The sequence below is a fragment of the uncultured Desulfovibrio sp. genome, assembly GCF_902477725.1.
In the GTDB taxonomy this organism is placed as follows: domain Bacteria; phylum Desulfobacterota; class Desulfovibrionia; order Desulfovibrionales; family Desulfovibrionaceae; genus Desulfovibrio.
The window spans coordinates 35,392-53,694 of record NZ_CABSIF010000016.1; the positions used below are offsets into that span (position 1 = coordinate 35,392).

Here is an 18,303-nt window from a genome sequence, read left to right on the forward strand (position 1 = left end):
TGCTGCGCTGGCTCTGTCTTTGTACTGAGTGCGGCCGTGGGCATCCCTTCATCTTCCTTGCCAACGTATTCCTAGCTGTTTACTACAAAACAGGCGACTGCGCTGGATTATCCGGCGGGTTGCGCCTCTGTTTGTCTGAAGTTTTTTGTATTCTGGAGTAGAGTTCATGAGCAGACCAAGAATTTTTGTTCCGCGCACGGTGGTGCCCGAGGCCCTTGAATTGCTGCAGACCCGTTGTGATGTGGAGATGGGTCCCAGTGGCGGCTTGCCGCACGAAAAGCTGGTTGAAGCGGTGCGCGGCTGCGATGGCGTTCTTTCTCCGGTGGTGGCCTTGCCCGCAGATGTTATTGATGCCATGGCCCTGACCTGCAAGATCATTTCGTGCTTTGGCGTCGGCTTTGATCATGTGGATATTGCCGCTGCCACCCGCAACGGTATATGGGTGACGCACAATCCCGGCTTTGTCACTGATGACACTGCCGATATGGCCTTTGCGCTCATGCTCGGCGTGGCCCGCAAACTGCGCGACTGCGATGCTTTTGTGCGTAGTGGCGAAAAGCCATGGCCCATGACTGTCAATCTGGGCTTGCGGGTATCGGGCAAAACGCTGGGCCTCGTGGGCAGCGGGCGCATTGCCCAAGCCGTGGCCGCACGGGCTGCAGGCTTTGGCATGTCGCTGCTCTACACCGCGCGGCACCGCAACGAGAACTTTGAGGCGAGTACGGGCGCACACTATGTCAGCAAGGATGATCTGCTGCGACAGTCCGACTTTGTCAGCCTGCACATGCCGCTGACGCCGGAAACGGAAAAATATATAGGCAGCAGGGAGCTTGAACTCATGCAGCCTCATGCCATCCTCATCAATACCGCACGTGGCAAGGTGGTGGACGAGGCCGCGCTTGCCAGTGCCCTAAAAAACGGCGTGATAGCCGGGGCAGGGCTGGACGTGTTTGAAAACGAACCGCTGGTGCTTCCTGCTCTCTGTGAGCTGCCCAACGTGCTGATGACGCCGCACAAGGGTGCGGCGACTATGGACGGATTCAGAAATATGGGACGCAGCAGCGCAGAAAAGATTTTTGCAGCCCTGGACGGCAAGCTGCCAGCCAACTGCCTCAACCCCGAAGCACGGCAGGTATAGAACAGATTTGTTTTGAGTTTTTTTGCGGGGGGAGCGGCAGAAATCAGTCGCTTACCGGCGCGGTCAAGCCGCAGCCTGCTCCTGCTTTCTGGTTGCGCCGACTTCGTCAGCGCAACAAAAAGGCTCCCGCTTTCGCGGGAGGCCTTACCCAGAGCAAAGCCGCGTTGCGGACTTTGTAAGCGCAGAAACCAGTCGCTTACCGGCGCGGTCAAGCCGCAGCCTGCTCCTGCTTTCTGGTTGCGCCGACTTCGTCAGCACAACAAAAAGGCTCCCGCTTTCGCGGGAGCCTTTTTCATTCTTCAAACGTATGAGCTGTTGGGCTGGCTTAGTACATGCCGCCCATGCCACCCATGCCGCCCATGCCACCCATGTCGGGCATGGCAGGAGCCGCACCCTTGGGTTCGGGCTTTTCAGCAATGGCGCATTCGGTGGTCAGCAGCAGGGCGGCCACGGAAGCGGCGTTCTGCAGGGCTGTACGGGTAACCTTTTTGGGGTCGATAACGCCAGCCTTGATGAGGTCTTCGTATTCGCCGGTGGCGGCGTTGAAGCCGAAGCCGTCCTTGCCCAGGCGAACCTTTTCGACCACGATGGAGCCTTCAAAGCCGGCATTGTGGGCGATCTGGCGCAGGGGTTCTTCAATGGAGCGGCGAATGATGTTTACTCCAGCAAGTTCGTCGTCGTCGGCGGGCTTGATGTCGTTCAGCACCTTGGAAACGCGGATCAGCGCAGTGCCGCCGCCAGGCACGATGCCTTCTTCAACGGCAGCGCGGGTGGCGTTCAGAGCGTCTTCAACGCGGTCTTTCTTTTCTTTCATTTCCACTTCGGTGGCAGCGCCCACATGCACAACGGCCACGCCGCCCACGAGCTTGGCCAGGCGTTCCTGGAGCTTTTCGCGGTCGTAGTCAGAGGTGCTGTCTTCGATCTGGGCGCGGATCTGCTTCACGCGGGCTTTGATGTCGTCGCCCTTGCCAGCGCCGTCAACGATGGTGGTGTTTTCCTTGTCGATGACAATGCGCTTGGCGGTGCCAAGTTCGGCAAGGGTCATGCTTTCAAGCTTGGAGCCGGTGTCGTCAGAAGCCACCTGGCCGCCGGTCAGCACGGCGATGTCCTGAAGCATGGCCTTGCGGCGGTCACCGAAGCCGGGGGCCTTCACGGCCACAACCTGCAGGGCGCCGCGCAGCTTGTTGACCACCAGGGTGGCAAGGGCTTCGCCTTCCACGTCTTCAGCGATGATCATGAGCGGACGGTTCACCTTGGCAACCTGCTCGAGCACGGGCAGCATGTCTTTCATGCTGGAGATTTTCTTCTCGGTGTAGAGGATGTAAGGATTGTCCATTTCGCAGACCATCTTTTCGGTGTTGGTCACGAAATAGGGGGAGAGGTAGCCGCGGTCAAAGCGCATGCCTTCCACCACGTCCATGGTGGTTTCCAGACCCTTGGCTTCCTCAACGGTGATCACGCCTTCCTTGCCCACTTTGGACATGGCTTCGGCGATGATGTTGCCGATGGTGGCATCAGAGTTGGCGGAAATGGTGCCGATCTGGGCAATTTCCTTCTGGTCGCGGGTGGGCTTGGCCAGGTTGGCAAGTTCGGCGATCAGGGCTTCAACAGCTTTGTCCACGCCGCGCTTGATGGCCATGGGGTTGCGGCCAGCGGCCACAAGCTTGGTGCCTTCGCGGTAGATGGCCTGGGCCAGAATGGTGGCGGTGGTGGTACCGTCGCCAGCGGCGTCAGAGGTCTTGGAGGCCACTTCCTTGACGAGCTGGGCGCCCATGTTTTCGAACTTGTCGGTCAGTTCGATTTCCTTGGCCACGGTCACGCCGTCCTTGGTGATGACGGGAGCGCCGAAGGACTTTTCAATGGCAACATTGCGGCCCTTGGGGCCAAGGGTCACTTTAACGGCATTGGCGAGCTTGTCGACGCCACGGGCAAGTTTTTCACGGGCTTTAACGTCAAAAAGAATTTCTTTAGCGGACATTGGAAATTTTCCTCCTGAAATATAATTCGGCAGCGGTGGGAGTTAGTCAATAATGGCGAGAATGTCTTCTTCGCGCATCACAAGGTGATCAACGCCGTCCAGCTTGACTTCGGTGCCGGCATACTTGTTGAACAGCACCATGTCGCCCGCTTTCACAGCCAGAGCGACGCGTTCGCCATTTTCCCCAGCTTTGCCGGGACCGGCAGCAACAACCTGACCCTTGGAAGGCTTTTCTTTGGCCGTATCAGGGATAAACAGGCCACCGGCGGTCTTTTCTTCGGATTCAAGGCGTTTGACCAGCACACGGTCGTTAAGGGGCTTCAGCTTCATGACGTCAAATCCTCCCGGAAATGATATTATTATTGTCCATTTAGGACGCAGCAGCGGCCGCATCGCTGTGGCCGCGCTGGAAATATTGCGCGTTATGAACCGAAGCCAGTTCCACTTCGCTTCAGTTCCGCACCGGCATAGAAATAAGACGCGCTCGGAGCTTGAAAAGGGGTTTGGACTGATTTTTTTACTTTTTTTTGCAAAAAAATAAAAAATCAAACAAATCAAGCATGTTGAGTTTGACCCCGCTCCGAATGCCTTTTCCTCTGCGGTGTAACCGCGCTCAATACTTTGGGCAAGGAGCACTACCGGAGGCAAGGCGCGCAGTCAAGCTCGACTTGTCCGGATGCCGGTTCCTTATTCTTGCCATGGCCCATGCAGGGTCAGCACAAGCAGGGGCATGCGCCCAGTTTTGACTGCGCCTCGCGGCGAAGTTCCTTCACATACGTCCTGTTGTTTTGCAGATAAAAGGCCAGTGCGCGGGCAAAATCTTTTTTCAGCAGGCCCTCAAGAATGAGGGTGCTGATTTCCCGTTCAAGCGAGAGCAGGGCGTGCATGCCAATAACAATGCGCCGTTCCTCCTGCGGCAGGGCGCACAGCTTGCGCCAGAATACCTCCCGGGCGCGGGGCTGATAATACCACATGTACATCATGTCCAGAAGGTGCGTTACTGTTTGCCGTGCTGCTGCGCGGTCTTTGCCGTACAGCATGCGCCAGTATTCCGCAGGATCTTGCAGCATTGTTTCAAGGTCTTTGCTGGGGAACAGCAGTTCCTGCCGCGCCAGACTTTTGTATATCTGCGTAAACTTGCTGTCGTAATCACATTGCCGCATACGCAGATACATGTTGCGGTCGGCAAAACCTTCGATGATGGATGCCACCATGTCGGACGAACATTTGGAAACAATGGCCGCGCAGTTCTGCATCAGGCTTATGGGATCAGGCAAGTGCATTGCGGTAAAGCAGAGCAGCAAGCCCTGGCCCATGAGCATGGACAGCGGAATGGAAAGCGCGCTGCGAAAGAGGTTGCCGACTATGGCTTCCTTGGGCAGGCCACGGTAAATGTTGTGCCCTGAAATATAGGCGCTGTTGATCATGGCTATGACCGTATAGACCGCAAGCGCGTTGTCCTGCACCGTCAGACCCATGAAGTCCTGCAAGAGCCACAGGCGCACCACCACTTCAAGCAATGGCACGGATACGCCTGTGTAAAACAGCGAGTCGGCCATGCGGCTCCAGCTCACATAGCGCTTCCACGGCACCAGCACAGAGCGGGTAAAGGCCCCGCCGCCCACAACCGCCTGCCCCACGTTGCGCACTGCAGTAATGGCAAACCATATGAGCGCGCCAAACCATGTGAGCACCCACCAGCCGTCCACATAGCTGAAGGCCCACTGCGCGGGCAAAAAACCCGCCAGGATTTTGAGAACGTTGACAATGTCGCTGTTCATGTATTCGGGCGACCAGAAGGGGATTTCCCCTTTTTCAGGGCCGGGCGTCTGCTGCATTTCGCGGTTCACGCCTTTGGCGTCAACACCGCCCAGGGTCACAAGATTGCCGTCATGGCCCACACTGGTGGTGTTTTTTTCAAGGCCCCAGCCCCGTACCCTGTGGCAGCCCAGATTGCCAAGGCCGGGAATGCGTCTGAGCAGGCGCTGCCACCATGGTTGCGGCTGTGCTGGCTCATGGTAGTGCGTGAAGCGGTAAATATCAGTATGCACGGGCAGGGTGAGCCGCAGGGCGTTATCTTCATTGCGCAGGGCTGCACGGGCCTTGGGGGGCAGCGTTTCCACAAACACAAGCCCCATGCCGTGGGTGTGGTGCGAGCGGCTGGTGGAATCCGTGCCGATGCGCGAACCCAGCGGCGAAAGCGCATAAAACTCCTGCAACTGCGGAATATGACCCAGAATCTCCTGAAACAGGGGCATGCGCGGAGAATCTTTGGGTTCCTTGCTGATAATGCTGCGGATGACCTGCTTGAGCCTCGGGGTGCTGCCCTCGTTGACGGCCCTTTGCAGGGTGTTGATCTCTTCCACATGAGCAAGCTGACCGGCTGTCCATTCGCGCAGGTTAAAAAGCTCGAGGTGGGTAATGCGCCCACGGCCCAGCCACAGCAACTCCAGCACGTCCTGTTCCGTCAGGCCTGCCAGATTGAGCACGATCTGGCAGGGGTGCAGGGGGTAGATGTTTTCCAGCAGGAATTCCGGCGACTGCTGCAAAATAGCGGGCAAATCCTTGTGCGGCTTGTAAGGGAACACGATCTCCGGGTTGGCCTCCGGGCCGAGCCAGTCATCGCGCAGCATGTCGGGCACCATGTCGGTCAGTTCCGTCAGACTTTCGCGCAGTTTGGCCGCCCGTGCGGGGTTTGTTTCCGCAGTTAGGGCCTCGCGCAGGCGTTCGCCGCGCAACTGTCGCATGGGCTCAAGCTGATGATAAATAAATTCGGCAAGATGCAGCGAGGACGGCTGCTTTTGCCCCACATAGGCAAGAAAAACCTCTTCCTTGATGGGTTCCGGTGCGGGCATATCCCATCGAGCAGCCAGCGAGGCGGCGTGCCTCTCGTTCCAGGCTCGCAAGAGCTTGAGCACGTAGGCGCGCATCCAGTCGTTGACGGGCGCGTACTTGCGCAGCGCGTCTGTGATGTCCTTGCGGTGCAGCAGGTTGTCAAAAGCCCTCGATGTTTCGGTATTGAGCGGCGACCATGTAAATTCCACCAGTTTGTCGCGGAACGTGGCCTTGAACTCAATGCCGATGCGCACCGTAATGTCCATGATGCGCGCGGCGCGCAGCAGTTCCTGAGCAGCTTCGGGGTCAACGGTATTATAGTAGATTACCGTCAAAAAGCGGATGCCCTTGATCCACGCATCCATGACCAGATGGGTTGGATTTTTGCGCCCCTTGGTGTTGGCGTCGTGCACGTGGTGGTCAAAGGCGTGCTGGTTCCATTCCTCCGGCATTTCAAGCAGGTGGTATTTACGCAGCAATGCCCGCACAATGCGCGGCGTGCCGCGCACGGCCTGATGAAATTCGTGTGCGAGGGGTAATTGGTGGCTGGCATCGTTGTGCGAGCGCACGAGGTCTTTCATGATCTGCACCAGCACGCGCGCTGTATTGTTTTGCAGCGAAGAATGCGTGGAGTACAGGACCTCGTCGTGCAAGCGGCGCAGGGCCTGCAATCTCTCGCTGGGGCCGCCAGCCTCCAGGCTTTCCAGCAGCACGATGACGGCGCTGGCAAGGCGCAGGCCGTGCGAAGAGGTCATTTCAATGATGCCGTGGGGGTGCAGGCCCGGTTCTGGCTGGCGCAGGGCGTGATCCTGTGCGCGGGCGTCCACAAAGGCGTTCACCATCTGGATGAGCTTGTGGTCCTGCCTGTCGAACAGCAATGAAGAAAACTTCCGGTGCGCGTGGGCGCGGCCATCTGTTGAGGAACCGTCGGTAGTGGTACTTGTAGAGCTGAGCATGAATAATGTCGGGAAAAAGTGCTTAAAGATGTTTGCAGCGGCTGCATGCCCTGCAAGCTGACCATATATGCTTATGATGCAGTGCAAGTGCGCGAAAGTCCAGCGGCATGTTTCTGCCATCGGGCATGCGATCAGGCGCATTGATAAAAAGGCCATACTGCCGTTAAATGGCAAAAAGCAGTCTTCTGCACAGATGGCCGCTCTAACCAGTTACCCCGGAGGATGTATGTATCAGCAAGCCAATGATCTGGCCGGAGGGCATGTGTTCGCTACAGCCCAGGAAATGATGGACTGGCTTGAAAAGGCCATGACTGACAATATTCGGAATAACAAGGATCAATACCGGTTTGAGGCTGATCCCTACGCCTATGTGGTCAACTATGCCGCTGCCGCCGGGCTTGAACTTGACGATGCGCAACTGGGCGACATGCAGCGGCGTGTGGCGCAGTGGGCAGAGCAACATTTTGCCGAGAATATGACGGAAGAATAGCTCTCTTTTCTTTTACTGCTGGCTGCTGCGGTAATTATAATGCAGAGCGTGGGGAATGACAAAAAATTTCACGTGCTTTGCACTGATAGTTGCTGACAGCAGTCAGCAATGTTTTGTTGATTACATATTGCAAGACGTTACTGAAAACTGATGGTGCAGGCTGTATCGATATGGCAGATTTCAGTATTTCAGAATGTTACGTAAAACAGTACATAGTAAATGTAATTGTTTTATTGTGGTCATGAAAATTTTTATGTACAATGGTTGCATTTTTTAGTTGCCAAGAGCGCATAAATTGATGAAGGTACTGGGGGTAATTTTCTTTACGACAAACGCAAGGGAATATGGCTTGTGAATATGGTTTTTTGTATATGAAGTCACTGTTCGGACTGCTCAGAACGCAAATTGAAGAACGTCCAACTCGGGCAATATTTCTGCTTTGGTCTTTATCACTTCCTGTTGCTGCATTATTTTCACTGCTTGTAGCGTTGCACTGGCGTTCAGAAAGTTTGACAGTTGCAATTGATGAAGCAGAATATTCTCTGTCGCAGCGTGTTCAGCGTGTTGCTGAAATGGCTGACCTTAAATTTGATACGATAAAAAAACTTACCGTACTTCTGGCCACAGACTCGCGCATTATTGCCGCTCTGAAGGGAGACGGGGATTTTGCGGAATGCACCCGCTACCTTCAGAGTGTGGGGGACACGCTCCGGCTGCACCGTGCGTTCCTGCTTGATAAAAACGGCGTATGTGTTGCCTCCAACGATGCCGGAATGCCCAAAAATCTCCTTGGCGTTAACCTTGCCGACCGTGATTATTTTATCCGCGCCATGGCCGGGGAAAGCACGGTGCAGTTTGTTGTAGGGCGGGTTTCGACCATTCCCGGTTTCCACTTTGCTGCACCTGTCAGCGGGCCTGACGGCTATCTTGGCGTTGTGGTCCTTAAAATTGATACTGACACGCTTGCCCAGCAGCTTTACCTGCCCACTGGCTTTGTTACGGACAAGGCGGGCGTAGTTGTGCTTTCTGATTCGCCGCAAAACATGCTGCGGGTCGTGCCCGATGGGGCAGCCGCTTCTTTTGATGCAGCGCAATATCTGCTCCGTTATCAGCGTGAACATCTTGAATCCGTGTATCTGCGCAAAATAGTAGACGGCTATGAAGCCTGGGAACTCCGTCCCGGTGGTCAGCCCTATTTGCGTGATACAGTCAGCATCGACAAGGAAGGGCTGAGCGTTTACGGCTTTGAGGGCCTTGGCCCTCTGCTGGCCGACCTTGCGGAAAGCTTCCGCATGCATCTTGCCACCACGTTTATTTTTTTTGTGCTTGGTTTTGCGGTCATAATCGGTACCACAGTGAATCTGCTGCGCGACAGATATTTGCGCAAAACATTGCAAAAACTTAATGATACCTTGCGGGTTCAGGCGCAGCATGATTCCCTGACCGGGCTGCTCAACCGCAGGATGTTCGATGAAATGGCCGAAGCCTGGTTTGCCCAGACATTACGGCTTGGCGTGCCTTTTTCGCTGGTGCTGTTTGACATCGATCATTTCAAGCGGCTGAATGATGCCTTTGGGCATCAGGCCGGCGACCATGTTCTGCGCGAAATCGCCAGAAGTGTGAGTACCCGCCTGTCCCGCCGGGGCGACAGGGTTTTTCGCATCGGTGGGGAGGAATTTGCCGTGCTGGCCAGCGCGTCAGAGGAGCGGCAGATTGTTTGCCTCATGGAAAAGCTCCGAAAGACTGTGGAGGATATGCGCCTCCAGCATCCCGATGGGGCAGACAAGGTTGTAACCATCTCTTTGGGCGGCTTACTGGTGCGTGATTGCTGCGATATGTCCTTTGATGAAGCGTTCAAAAGAGCGGACGAAGCGTTGTACAGCGCCAAGGCTCAGGGGCGCAACCGCAGCGTATTGGCAGGCAGTTGCGGCGCTGATGGTGCTGCTGATTGTTTGGTACGTCCTCATTCCTGACACCACGCGTTTATGCGCTCTCCATTACGCATTTTTTCGTGCTCATAGTTTCAGTTTTGCGCTGATAATCCATGTAGTTGCAATCATACGAGACGCAACGTCATAATATTTTTCTTTTTTGTGTTGACTTTGAATTTCTTTTTCGTACAATGGAACCTGTTGCCCTCAATCGGGCCGCACTGTTTACCGCCGCAAAGGCATACAGGAGAACAGGTAACATGTATAACCGTTTTGGAACAACGCCGGAAATGATGATCCAGACCGTTCAGGAAAATGGAACGGAGGCTGTACTGGCCATCGACAGCAGGGGCCTGTATCTGACCACCGCCCAATTTGTGGGACGCCCCATTGCCGACCGCAACCGCTATAGCGGTGTGCGCAAGGAAATGCCTCAAAGGCTTGCCGCCCTCGGGCTGGATGTGGATGCCCTGGTGGCCGCAAACCAGCACCGCATTCAGGTGGAGACCGCTTCCACCAAGAAGGTCAACCCCCTCAAGGCCTCCAAGCGTGGTTCCAAGGGCTAGGCTGGGGCAACTGCCAGGTTTGCAACTATCCATACTCCAGAGCAGAATGTGGCTGAAAATGCCCACCTGCTCCGGTTGACGCCACAGGCCGCAATTTTACGGCTGTATACCATCGCCCGTTGTTGACACGGTTGCCCGCACAAGGCTCCGTTCAACAGCGGGCGTTGCTGCTTCAATCTCGCCGGAATTTTTTTATTGCGCCAGCCTTGCAGGGCAGTGGCAGAGGGGATATGCGGCATTGCCCGAGCGCCCACGCCTTGCGCCCTGTGTACTTTTTCCGTAGGCTTTATTCATGTCGAAAACACGTGAAATTTATATATGCTCTTCTTGTGGGTCACAAACCATGCAGTGGCGTGGGCAATGCCCCAACTGTCATGAGTGGAATACGCTTCAGGCGGCTGTGCAGTCCAAATCCGCTCCAGGAGGCAACAGGCCCCGCGCTGCCACGAATTCTTCCAGCCGCCCCATTGCTTTGCGGGATGTGGAAGATGCCGGGCATGCGCCCTACGGCAGCGGCCTGAAAGCCCTTGACCGTGTGCTGGGAAAGGGCCTTGTGCCCGGTGCGGCCATTCTGGTGGGCGGCGAGCCGGGCATCGGCAAATCAACCCTGCTGCTTCAGGTGGCGGGGCTTGTGGCAGCGCAGGGCAGGCGCGTGCTCTACGCCAGCGGTGAGGAATCCCTGCCGCAGATCAAGGGGCGGGCCGAGCGCCTCGGCATGCTGGATCATAACCTGATGGCCATTGCCACCTCCAGTGTGGAGGATGTGCTTGAGGCGGCCAATGCCGCACCACCAGCCCTGTTGGTGGTGGATTCAGTGCAGACCCTCACAAGCCTTGAGGCCGATGGCCTGCCGGGCAATGTCAGTCAGGTGCGGGCCGTGGCAACAACCTTGCTCGAAGCCTGCCGCCGTCTGTCCTGCACCCTGATTCTGGTGGGGCATGTGACCAAGGATGGCGTGCTGGCTGGCCCCCGTCTGCTGGAACACATGGTGGACACCGTTATTTCGCTCGAGGGCGACCGCCGCCAGATGTTTCGCCTGTTGCGTGTGTTCAAAAACCGCTTTGGCCCCAATGAGGAACTGCTGGTCTTCCGTATGGAGGCCACGGGCATGCAGATTGTGGACGATCCCTCCACGTTTTTTCTGGGCCAGCGTGATCCTTCGCTATCCGGCACTGCCGTGGTCATGGCCGTGGACGGGCAGCGCCCTTTGGCAGTGGAGGTGCAGGCGCTGGTTTCCCGCACATTTTTGAGCATCCCGCGCCGGGCGGCCCTTGGCTTTGACGTGGCCCGCCTGCATTTGTTGCTGGCCGTGCTGGAAAAAAGGCTCAAGCTCAATTTTGCTCAGGTGGATATTTACGCCAAGGTGGGCGGCGGCATGAAGCTGAGCGAGCCGGGGCTTGATCTGGCGCTGGTGGCTGCGGTGCTTTCGTCGTATTATGATGTTCCGCTGCCGGAAAAGAGCGTACTGTGGGGCGAGGTGGATCTCAACGGGCAGGTGCGGCCCGTATCCGCGCAGAATTTGCGCCTCACGCAGGCGCGGCGGCTGGGCTTTGACCCCATTGTGCACCCGTCTGCGGAGCAGGGCGGCATCAGCACCATAGCCGCCTTGCAGCAAAAACTGTTTCATCGCAAGTAAAGGCGGCAGTCATGGGCCTTGAGATTGAACGCAAATATCTGCATGTGAATCTGCAAACCCTGCGTCAGGCGCTGGTGGACAACGGGGCGCACTGTCTTGGCGCCCATTTTGAATGTAACTGGGTGTTTGACACTGCCCATGGAGCGCTGGTCACAGGCGGCAAACTGCTGCGTTTGCGCAGTCAGGAATGGCAGGACAAAACGCGCCACCTGATCACGCTCAAGCTGCCCGCCATGGAAGACGGCGGCTTTAAGGTGCGGGAGGAGCGCGAAACGGAAATTGCCGATGGCGCGGCCTTGCGGGGTATTCTGGAAGGTCTGGGCTATACGGTGGCGGCCCGGTACGAAAAAGTTCGCGAGCCCTGGCGCATGGACACCGTGGAAGTGGAGCTGGACGCGCTGCCCTTTGCCCAGGTGGTTGAGCTGGAAGGCCGGGCGCAGGATATTGCCAGGGTCGAGAAGCGTCTGAACCTTGACAATGCCGAAATAAGCATCAAAAGTTATCATGAGCTGCATCAGGAATGGTTGCGGCAAAACAACAAGCCGAAACAGCTTTCCTTTGTGTTTGACGAAGCGCAGAGGGCGCACTGGCGCACAGTGCTGGGCCTGACCGAAAAGGCCGATGCCGGCGCGGATTCATCGCGGCAGAGCTGAAACGTCTTGGGAGCCATGCATGTCTTTTATCCCCGACAATCAAACCAGCGGCGACAGCCGCGTAATCGTGGAAAAAAAACTTAAGGAACCGGATCGCTACCGGGTACTCCTGCACAATGACGACTATACAAGCATGGAGTTTGTGGTGTCGGTACTGTGCGGTATTTTCCACAAAACCGCCGAAGAAGCCACGGCCATCATGCTGGCGGTACACCAGCGCGGGGTAGGCCAATGCGGCATATACACCCTTGAAATAGCCGAGGCCAAGGTTCGGCGTGTGCACAACACGGCGCGGGCGGCAGGGTATCCCCTTAAATGCACCATGGAAAAAATCCATTGAGATAAGCCTATGTTGAGTAAAAATGTTCAGTTGGTCATTCGGGACGCCCTCATGGAAGCCCACCGGCGACGGCATGATCTGTTGACTGTGGAGCATGTGCTCTTTGCGCTGACCAACAGCATGAAGGGGCGCATCATTCTTGAGGGCAGCGGGGCAAGCGTGCCCGTGCTGCGCGAGCAGCTTGAGGAATTTTTCAACAAGGAACTGGAAACCGTTTCCCTGGCGGAAAAGCACGAAGTCTCGCAGACGGACAGTGTGCAGCGTGTGCTTGAACGCGCGCTGGAGCATATCCGCTCCTCCGGGCGTGATGCTGTGGAGCTTGGCGACCTGCTCATTTCCATCATGGATGAGGAAGAAAGCTACGCACACTTCTATCTGCGCAAACAGGGCGTTGAGCGGCTGGACGTGCTGACCTTTATTTCGCACGGGCTTGACGAAGGCGCTGGCTCGCGCGGCGTGGAAGCCGGGGCCGAAGCCGGGGACGGCGAAGCCAAGGCCGACCCTCTGGCCCAGTACACTGTTGAGCTTACGGCCCGCGCCAAGGAAGGCAAGATTGACCCCCTCGTGGGCCGCACTGCGGAGCTTGACCGCGCGGTTGAGGTGCTGTGCCGCCGCCGCAAGAATAATCCCCTGTTTGTGGGCGACCCCGGCGTTGGCAAAACCGCTTTGGCCGAGGGCCTTGCCTTGCGCATTGTGGAAGGCAACGTGCCTGAAATGTTTGCCAAAACAAAGCTTTACGCCCTTGATATGGGCCTTCTGCTGGCGGGCACGCGCTACCGGGGCGACTTTGAAGGCCGCCTCAAGGCTGTGGTGCAAAAGCTTAAGGAGCAGCCCGACTGCATCCTGTTTATTGACGAAATCCACACCATCGTGGGCGCAGGTTCCACCTCTGGCGGCTCGCTTGACGCGTCCAACCTGCTCAAGCCCGTGCTCGCCAATGGCGAAATCCGCTGCATTGGTTCCACCACCTACGAGGAATACCGCAACCATTTTGAAAAGGACCGCGCGCTGGCCCGCCGGTTTCAGCGCATTGACCTTACCGAGCCGACCACAGAAGAATGCCTTGGCATTCTTGAAGGGCTTGAGCCGCGCTATGCGCAGTATCACCACGTGCGTTACAGCCCTGCGGCCCTCAAGGCCATGGTGGATCTTACCGCGCGGCATGTGCGCGACCGTCTGCTGCCCGACAAGGCCATTGACGTGCTGGATGAAACTGGCGCGGCCGTGCGGCTTGGCCGTGGCGTAACGCCTACCGGAAAGCCTGCCAAAAAGAGCGGCAAGGATGCCCCGCTGGTCAGCGTGGCCGATGTGGAGCGCATTGTGGCCCGCATGGCGGGCATACCCGTGCGCACAGTTTCCGGCAAGGAACGCAACAAGCTGGCAACGCTTGAAAAAGACCTCAAGAGCCTTGTGTTCGGGCAGGAAAAAGCCATTGAGCTGACCGTGCGCGCCATCCTGCGCGCCCGCGCCGGGCTTGGGCAGGAGCAGCGCCCCGCTGGGGCCTTCCTGTTCTACGGCCCTACGGGCGTGGGCAAAACGGAAGTGGCCCGCAGCCTTGCCAAACTCATGGGCGTGGAATTTTTGCGCTACGACATGAGCGAATACATGGAAAAGCATTCTGTTTCGCGGCTCATCGGCGCGCCTCCAGGCTATGTGGGCTTTGATCAGGGAGGTCTCATGACTGAGGCCGTGCGCAAGGCCCCGTATTCCGTGGTGCTGCTGGACGAAGTGGAAAAAGCCCACCCGGATATCTTTAACGTGCTGCTCCAGGTGATGGATTACGCCACACTGACGGACAACACCGGGCGCAAGACAGACTTTTCGCATGTTATCCTTATCATGACCTCCAATGCCGGGGCCTTTGAAATGTCGCGGCCCGCCATGGGCTTTGGCGGCACAGCCCCGCAGGATGCGGCGCACAAGGGCCTCAAGGCTGTGGAAAACACCTTCAGCCCAGAATTCCGCAACCGGCTGGACGCGCTGGTGCCCTTTGGCAGCCTCACAGAACCCATGATGCTGCGCATTGTGGACAAGTTTGTGGGCGAAATCCGCACCAGCCTCGAGCAGCGCGGCGTAACGCTTACACTCACGGAGACCGCCCGCAAATGGCTTGCCCGCAAGGGCTTTGATCCGTCGATGGGTGCGCGGCCCCTGCGCCGCCTGCTGCGCACGGAGCTGGAAGACCGTCTGGCGCACGAACTGCTCTTCGGTTCGCTCAAAAAGGGCGGCAGCGCAAAGCTGACAGTCAAGGGCGAGGAACTGGCCCTTGAACATGAGGGCAGCGCGGCCAAAAGCCGCAAACCGGTGCCTGTAGACGCCTGATTATATGCAGAAAGGCGGGCCGGGGCTGTTGCCGAATGCGGCAGTTCCGGCCTGCTTGCGTTTACGCTGTTTTCAATGGCATCCGCCCCGTCCCATAAAATATTCAAATGGTACTCTGTCGGCAAAGGACGCTATGATCGGGGCATTTACAGCACTGGCCTCTCAATTTCCGCCGCCGGAAACAGCCCGTGAAGACGGGTTGCTGTGTCTGGGCGGCGATCTGCGGCCAGAACGTCTGGTTGCTGCCTATAGCCGTGGAATTTTCCCCTGGTATTCCAAGGGAATGCCCATCCTCTGGTGGTCGCCGGATCCCCGCTGCGTCATGCCTCTTGAGGCCTTTCGCCTGCCTGCGCGCAGCGCCCGCAAGCTGCGCCTGCATCCTTTTGAACTGACCCACAACGCCGCCTTCAAGCAGGTTATCCGCGCTTGCGCAGCGCCAAGGGACAAGGAGGGCGGCACCTGGATTATTGACGACATGATGCGCGCCTACGAAGACCTGCACGCCCTTGGCTATGCCCATTCCATTGAGGCCTGGCGTGATGGCGAGCTGGTGGGCGGTCTGTATGGTGTGGCACTGGGGCGGGCTTTTTTTGGCGAATCCATGTTCCACACCCAGCCGGAGGCCTCACGTGCCGCGCTGGCCGGTCTGGTGGGTCTGCTGCGCCAGCGTGGGGCCACCTTGCTTGACTGCCAGCAGGAAACGCCGCACATCATGCGCATGGGCGGCGTAATGCTGCCGCGTGTGATTTTTCAGGCCGAGCTTGAGCGTGCCCTTGCCATGCAAACGCAAACAGGCGCTGCGCAAAGTTGCGCAACGCCTGAAATGGTTGAAAGCGGCCTGCCGTTTCCATGGCTGCCCTGGGGAGTCGTGTACAGCTATTCCCCAGACGGCTTCTGGGCGGCCAGATCGTAAAAACCATAGGCCGGGAAGGGCAGCGGGTAGTCGCGCACCGCGTCAAAGCGGATGAAGCCCGTGGTCTTGCCTTCGCCAATGCCTGCCAGCGGCGCAACGCCAAAGGGCACGGGCAGATCAAGCGGGCAGACCGTGATTTTTTCGATCTGGTCGGCATAGCGCTTTTCAAGGTATTCAACCAGCGCGTGGCTTTCTTCTGCGGTGAAGGATTCAAGCACGCAGCGCAGGGCGGCTTCTTCCGTAGCGCCTTGCAGCACTTCTGCCGGAACGGAAGGGTCAACCGGGGCCACAAGGCCAAGACCCTTGATGGCTTCCACTTCGGCATCAGTCGCGCCGGGGCGGAAAATCTGCACGTCCAGATGGCGGCAGCCCTTGAAGGTGCTGAGAGTTGCGGCCACAATGAAAACCCGGTCGATGGGCAGATCTATCTGTGAAGGTACGAAGATTTTTTCCATGGCAATTCCCGTTCGTTATTGATGTAATCCTGTCCTCTTACTCCAAAACATAATATTATGGAAGATAATCCGGTCATCCCATTCAGCCTTGAAACGGCATACACGCCCACGGGCGACCAGCCCACGGCCATTAACGCTCTTGTGGACAATCTTCAGGCCGGGGTTCCCTCCCAGGTTTTGCTGGGCGTTACCGGCTCCGGCAAAACCTTTACCATGGCCAACGTCATTGCCCGCTGCAACCGCCCGGCGCTGGTTCTCGCCCCCAACAAAACGCTGGCGGCCCAGCTTTACGGCGAGTTCCGGGGGCTGTTTCCGCGCAATGCCGTGGAATATTTTGTCAGCTATTACGACTATTACCAGCCGGAGGCCTATGTTCCGGCCTCGGACACATATATTGAAAAAGATTCATCCATCAACGACAACATCGACAAGCTGCGCCATGCCGCCACTCACGCCCTGTTGACCCGGCGCGATGTGATCATTGTGGCTTCGGTTTCGTGCATTTACGGCCTTGGCTCGCCGGAATATTACGCCAAGATGGTCATTCCCGTTGAGGTGGGGCAGCACTTCCCCATGGACAAGCTCATCACCCGGCTGGTGGAAGTGCACTACGAGCGCAACGATTACGACTTCCACCGAGGCACCTTCCGCGTGCGCGGCGATGCCCTTGAAATTATTCCCGCCTACCATCACGAGCGGGCGCTGCGGCTGGAATTTTTTGGCGACGACATTGACCTCATGCGCGAGATTGACCCCCTCACAGGCGAAGTGCTGGCCGAGGTAAGCAAAACAGTGCTGTATCCTGCCAGCCACTTTGTTTCCGCGCAGGACAACCTCAAGCGGGCTGCCAGCGACATACGCGATGAACTGGCGGTGCGGCTTAAGTATTTCAAGGAGCACGGGCAGCTTGTGGAGGCCCAGCGCATTGAGCAACGCACCCAGCTTGACCTCGAAATGATTGAAGAGCTCGGCTACTGCAACGGCATTGAAAACTATACCCGCCACCTCGACGGCCGCAAGCCGGGCGAGCCGCCGTCCTGTCTGCTCAACTATTTTCCCGAAGACTTTCTGCTCTTTGTGGACGAATCGCACATCACCATTCCGCAGGTGGGCGGCATGTACAAGGGCGACCGTTCGCGCAAGCAGACCCTTGTGGATTACGGCTTTCGCCTGCCTTCGGCTCTGGATAACCGCCCCCTCCAGTTCAACGAGTTCACCAACCTGCTCAATCAGGTGGTTTACGTGTCGGCCACGCCCAGCAAGTACGAGCTGGATCAGGCGCAGGGCATTGTGGCGGAGCAGATCATCCGCCCCACGGGCCTTGTGGATCCTGTTGTGGAAGTACGCCCCACCAAGGGCCAGATGGAAAATCTGCTTGGCGAATGCCGGGGCAAGGTAACGCTGGGCGAGAGGGTGCTTGTCACCACACTTACCAAACGCATGGCGGAAGATCTCACAGAATACTGCTGCAACATGGGCGTGCGGGCGCGCTACCTGCATTCGGACATTGATACGCTCGAGCGCATGCAGATTATCCGCGCGTTGCGGCTTGGGGAATTTGACGTGCTGGTGGGCATCAACCTGCTGCGCGAGGGGCTGGACATCCCCGAAGTGTCGCTTGTGTGCATTCTGGATGCGGACAAGGAGGGCTTTTTGCGCTCCACGGGCTCGCTTATCCAGACCTTTGGCCGCGCCGCGCGCAACGCGCAGGGCAAGGTGATACTGTATGCGGACAAGATCACCGATTCCATGCGCGCCGCCATGGGCGAAACCGAGCGCCGCCGCGCCAGACAGTCGGCCTACAATGAAGAGCACGGCATCACGCCCACCAGCACCCGCAAATCGCTTGAATCGCCACTGGATAGCCTGTATGTGGAAGATGGCGGCGGGCGCGGGCGCGGCAAGGGTAAGGGCAAACAGCGCGAGCCAGACGCAGTGCCACTGACAGCCGAGGATGTTGCCATTCTTGTTGTCAAGCTTGAAAAGGAAATGCGTCAGGCGGCCCGCGATCTGGAATTTGAACAGGCCGCAGAGCTGCGTGACCGCATCCGCATTTTGCGGGCCAGACTTATCGCCATGCCCGAATAGAC

15 protein-coding genes are annotated in these 18,303 nt (G+C 57.6%); 11 read left to right on the forward strand and 4 right to left on the reverse strand.

Features of this window, described 5'->3' with window-relative positions; translation table 11 throughout:
• Positions 1-166: 166 nt before the first annotated feature.
• On the forward strand, positions 167-1,138 hold the full coding sequence (locus RDK48_RS13160) for a D-glycerate dehydrogenase (RefSeq protein ID WP_298998612.1): 972 nt from the start codon (positions 167-169) through the stop codon (positions 1,136-1,138).
• A 325-nt stretch (positions 1,139-1,463) separates the two neighbouring features.
• Here the strand turns inward: RDK48_RS13160 and groL are convergent, their stop codons facing one another.
• The gene (gene groL / locus RDK48_RS13165) at positions 1,464-3,116 is read right to left on the reverse strand and encodes a chaperonin GroEL (RefSeq protein ID WP_298998610.1); all 1,653 of its coding nucleotides are present in this window, start codon (positions 3,114-3,116) and stop codon (positions 1,464-1,466) included.
• 42 nt (positions 3,117-3,158) lie between these two features.
• Positions 3,159-3,446 carry a co-chaperone GroES gene (gene groES, locus RDK48_RS13170; RefSeq protein ID WP_022659228.1) on the reverse strand — a complete coding sequence of 96 codons (288 nt, stop codon included), beginning with the start codon at positions 3,444-3,446 and terminating at the stop codon, positions 3,159-3,161.
• On the opposite strand from groES, the gene RDK48_RS13175 reads away from it, so the two are divergent.
• On the forward strand, positions 3,445-3,657 hold the full coding sequence (locus RDK48_RS13175; RefSeq protein ID WP_298998608.1) for a hypothetical protein: 213 nt from the start codon (positions 3,445-3,447) through the stop codon (positions 3,655-3,657). The two genes, groES and RDK48_RS13175, sit on opposite strands and share 2 nt — an antisense overlap.
• Before the next feature lie 172 nt (positions 3,658-3,829).
• On the opposite strand, the gene RDK48_RS13180 is transcribed toward RDK48_RS13175, so the two are convergent.
• On the reverse strand, positions 3,830-6,907 hold the full coding sequence (locus RDK48_RS13180) for a hypothetical protein (RefSeq protein WP_298998606.1): 3,078 nt from the start codon (positions 6,905-6,907) through the stop codon (positions 3,830-3,832).
• Between the two features lie 226 nt (positions 6,908-7,133).
• Here RDK48_RS13180 and RDK48_RS13185 point away from each other — a divergent pair, with 226 nt between their 5' ends.
• The 8 genes from RDK48_RS13185 (at position 7,134) to aat (ending at position 15,758) form a co-directional block, all read left to right on the forward strand.
• On the forward strand, positions 7,134-7,397 hold the full coding sequence (locus RDK48_RS13185) for a hypothetical protein (protein ID WP_298998604.1): 264 nt from the start codon (positions 7,134-7,136) through the stop codon (positions 7,395-7,397).
• A gap of 572 nt (positions 7,398-7,969) precedes the next feature.
• The gene (locus RDK48_RS13190) at positions 7,970-9,370 is read left to right on the forward strand and encodes a sensor domain-containing diguanylate cyclase (RefSeq protein ID WP_298998601.1); all 1,401 of its coding nucleotides are present in this window, start codon (positions 7,970-7,972) and stop codon (positions 9,368-9,370) included.
• A gap of 218 nt (positions 9,371-9,588) precedes the next feature.
• Complete coding sequence (locus RDK48_RS13195; protein ID WP_298998598.1) at positions 9,589-9,894, forward strand: hypothetical protein; 306 nt, start codon at positions 9,589-9,591, stop codon at positions 9,892-9,894.
• Positions 9,895-10,186: 292 nt separating this feature from the next.
• Positions 10,187-11,530 carry a DNA repair protein RadA gene (gene radA / locus RDK48_RS13200; RefSeq protein ID WP_298998597.1) on the forward strand — a complete coding sequence of 448 codons (1,344 nt, stop codon included), beginning with the start codon at positions 10,187-10,189 and terminating at the stop codon, positions 11,528-11,530.
• An 11-nt stretch (positions 11,531-11,541) separates the two neighbouring features.
• Positions 11,542-12,183 (forward strand): class IV adenylate cyclase, encoded by a 642-nt coding sequence (locus RDK48_RS13205; RefSeq protein ID WP_298998595.1) that lies wholly within the window; start codon positions 11,542-11,544, stop codon positions 12,181-12,183.
• A 19-nt stretch (positions 12,184-12,202) separates the two neighbouring features.
• Positions 12,203-12,523, forward strand: coding sequence for an ATP-dependent Clp protease adapter ClpS (clpS, locus tag RDK48_RS13210; protein ID WP_022659235.1), 321 nt, complete (start codon positions 12,203-12,205; stop codon positions 12,521-12,523).
• 9 nt (positions 12,524-12,532) lie between these two features.
• Complete coding sequence (clpA, locus tag RDK48_RS13215) at positions 12,533-14,845, forward strand: ATP-dependent Clp protease ATP-binding subunit ClpA (protein ID WP_298998591.1); 2,313 nt, start codon at positions 12,533-12,535, stop codon at positions 14,843-14,845.
• A 133-nt stretch (positions 14,846-14,978) separates the two neighbouring features.
• Positions 14,979-15,758 carry a leucyl/phenylalanyl-tRNA--protein transferase gene (gene aat, locus RDK48_RS13220; protein WP_298998589.1) on the forward strand — a complete coding sequence of 260 codons (780 nt, stop codon included), beginning with the start codon at positions 14,979-14,981 and terminating at the stop codon, positions 15,756-15,758.
• On the opposite strand, the gene RDK48_RS13225 is transcribed toward aat, so the two are convergent.
• Complete coding sequence (locus tag RDK48_RS13225) at positions 15,722-16,213, reverse strand: hypothetical protein (protein ID WP_298998587.1); 492 nt, start codon at positions 16,211-16,213, stop codon at positions 15,722-15,724. The genes aat and RDK48_RS13225 overlap by 37 nt on opposite strands.
• Positions 16,214-16,270: 57 nt before the next feature.
• Here RDK48_RS13225 and uvrB point away from each other — a divergent pair, with 57 nt between their 5' ends.
• Positions 16,271-18,301: an excinuclease ABC subunit UvrB gene (uvrB, locus tag RDK48_RS13230; RefSeq protein WP_298998585.1), complete on the forward strand. Its 2,031-nt coding sequence runs from the start codon at positions 16,271-16,273 to the stop codon at positions 18,299-18,301.
• Positions 18,302-18,303: the final 2 nt, after the last annotated feature.

Coding starts and splice junctions, on each gene's coding strand:
- aat (WP_298998589.1), top strand. CDS start 14,979: ATGATCGGGGCATTTACAGCACTGGCCTCTCAATTTCCGCCGCCGGAA.
- clpS (WP_022659235.1), top strand. CDS start 12,203: ATGTCTTTTATCCCCGACAATCAAACCAGCGGCGACAGCCGCGTAATC.
- RDK48_RS13185 (WP_298998604.1), top strand. CDS start 7,134: ATGTATCAGCAAGCCAATGATCTGGCCGGAGGGCATGTGTTCGCTACA.
- uvrB (WP_298998585.1), top strand. CDS start 16,271: ATGGAAGATAATCCGGTCATCCCATTCAGCCTTGAAACGGCATACACG.
- RDK48_RS13195 (WP_298998598.1), top strand. CDS start 9,589: ATGTATAACCGTTTTGGAACAACGCCGGAAATGATGATCCAGACCGTT.
- clpA (WP_298998591.1), top strand. CDS start 12,533: ATGTTGAGTAAAAATGTTCAGTTGGTCATTCGGGACGCCCTCATGGAA.
- RDK48_RS13160 (WP_298998612.1), top strand. CDS start 167: ATGAGCAGACCAAGAATTTTTGTTCCGCGCACGGTGGTGCCCGAGGCC.
- RDK48_RS13225 (WP_298998587.1), bottom strand. CDS start 16,213: ATGGAAAAAATCTTCGTACCTTCACAGATAGATCTGCCCATCGACCGG.
- RDK48_RS13205 (WP_298998595.1), top strand. CDS start 11,542: ATGGGCCTTGAGATTGAACGCAAATATCTGCATGTGAATCTGCAAACC.
- RDK48_RS13190 (WP_298998601.1), top strand. CDS start 7,970: ATGGCTGACCTTAAATTTGATACGATAAAAAAACTTACCGTACTTCTG.
- groES (WP_022659228.1), bottom strand. CDS start 3,446: ATGAAGCTGAAGCCCCTTAACGACCGTGTGCTGGTCAAACGCCTTGAA.
- radA (WP_298998597.1), top strand. CDS start 10,187: ATGTCGAAAACACGTGAAATTTATATATGCTCTTCTTGTGGGTCACAA.
- RDK48_RS13175 (WP_298998608.1), top strand. CDS start 3,445: ATGACGTCAAATCCTCCCGGAAATGATATTATTATTGTCCATTTAGGA.
- RDK48_RS13180 (WP_298998606.1), bottom strand. CDS start 6,907: ATGCTCAGCTCTACAAGTACCACTACCGACGGTTCCTCAACAGATGGC.
- groL (WP_298998610.1), bottom strand. CDS start 3,116: ATGTCCGCTAAAGAAATTCTTTTTGACGTTAAAGCCCGTGAAAAACTT.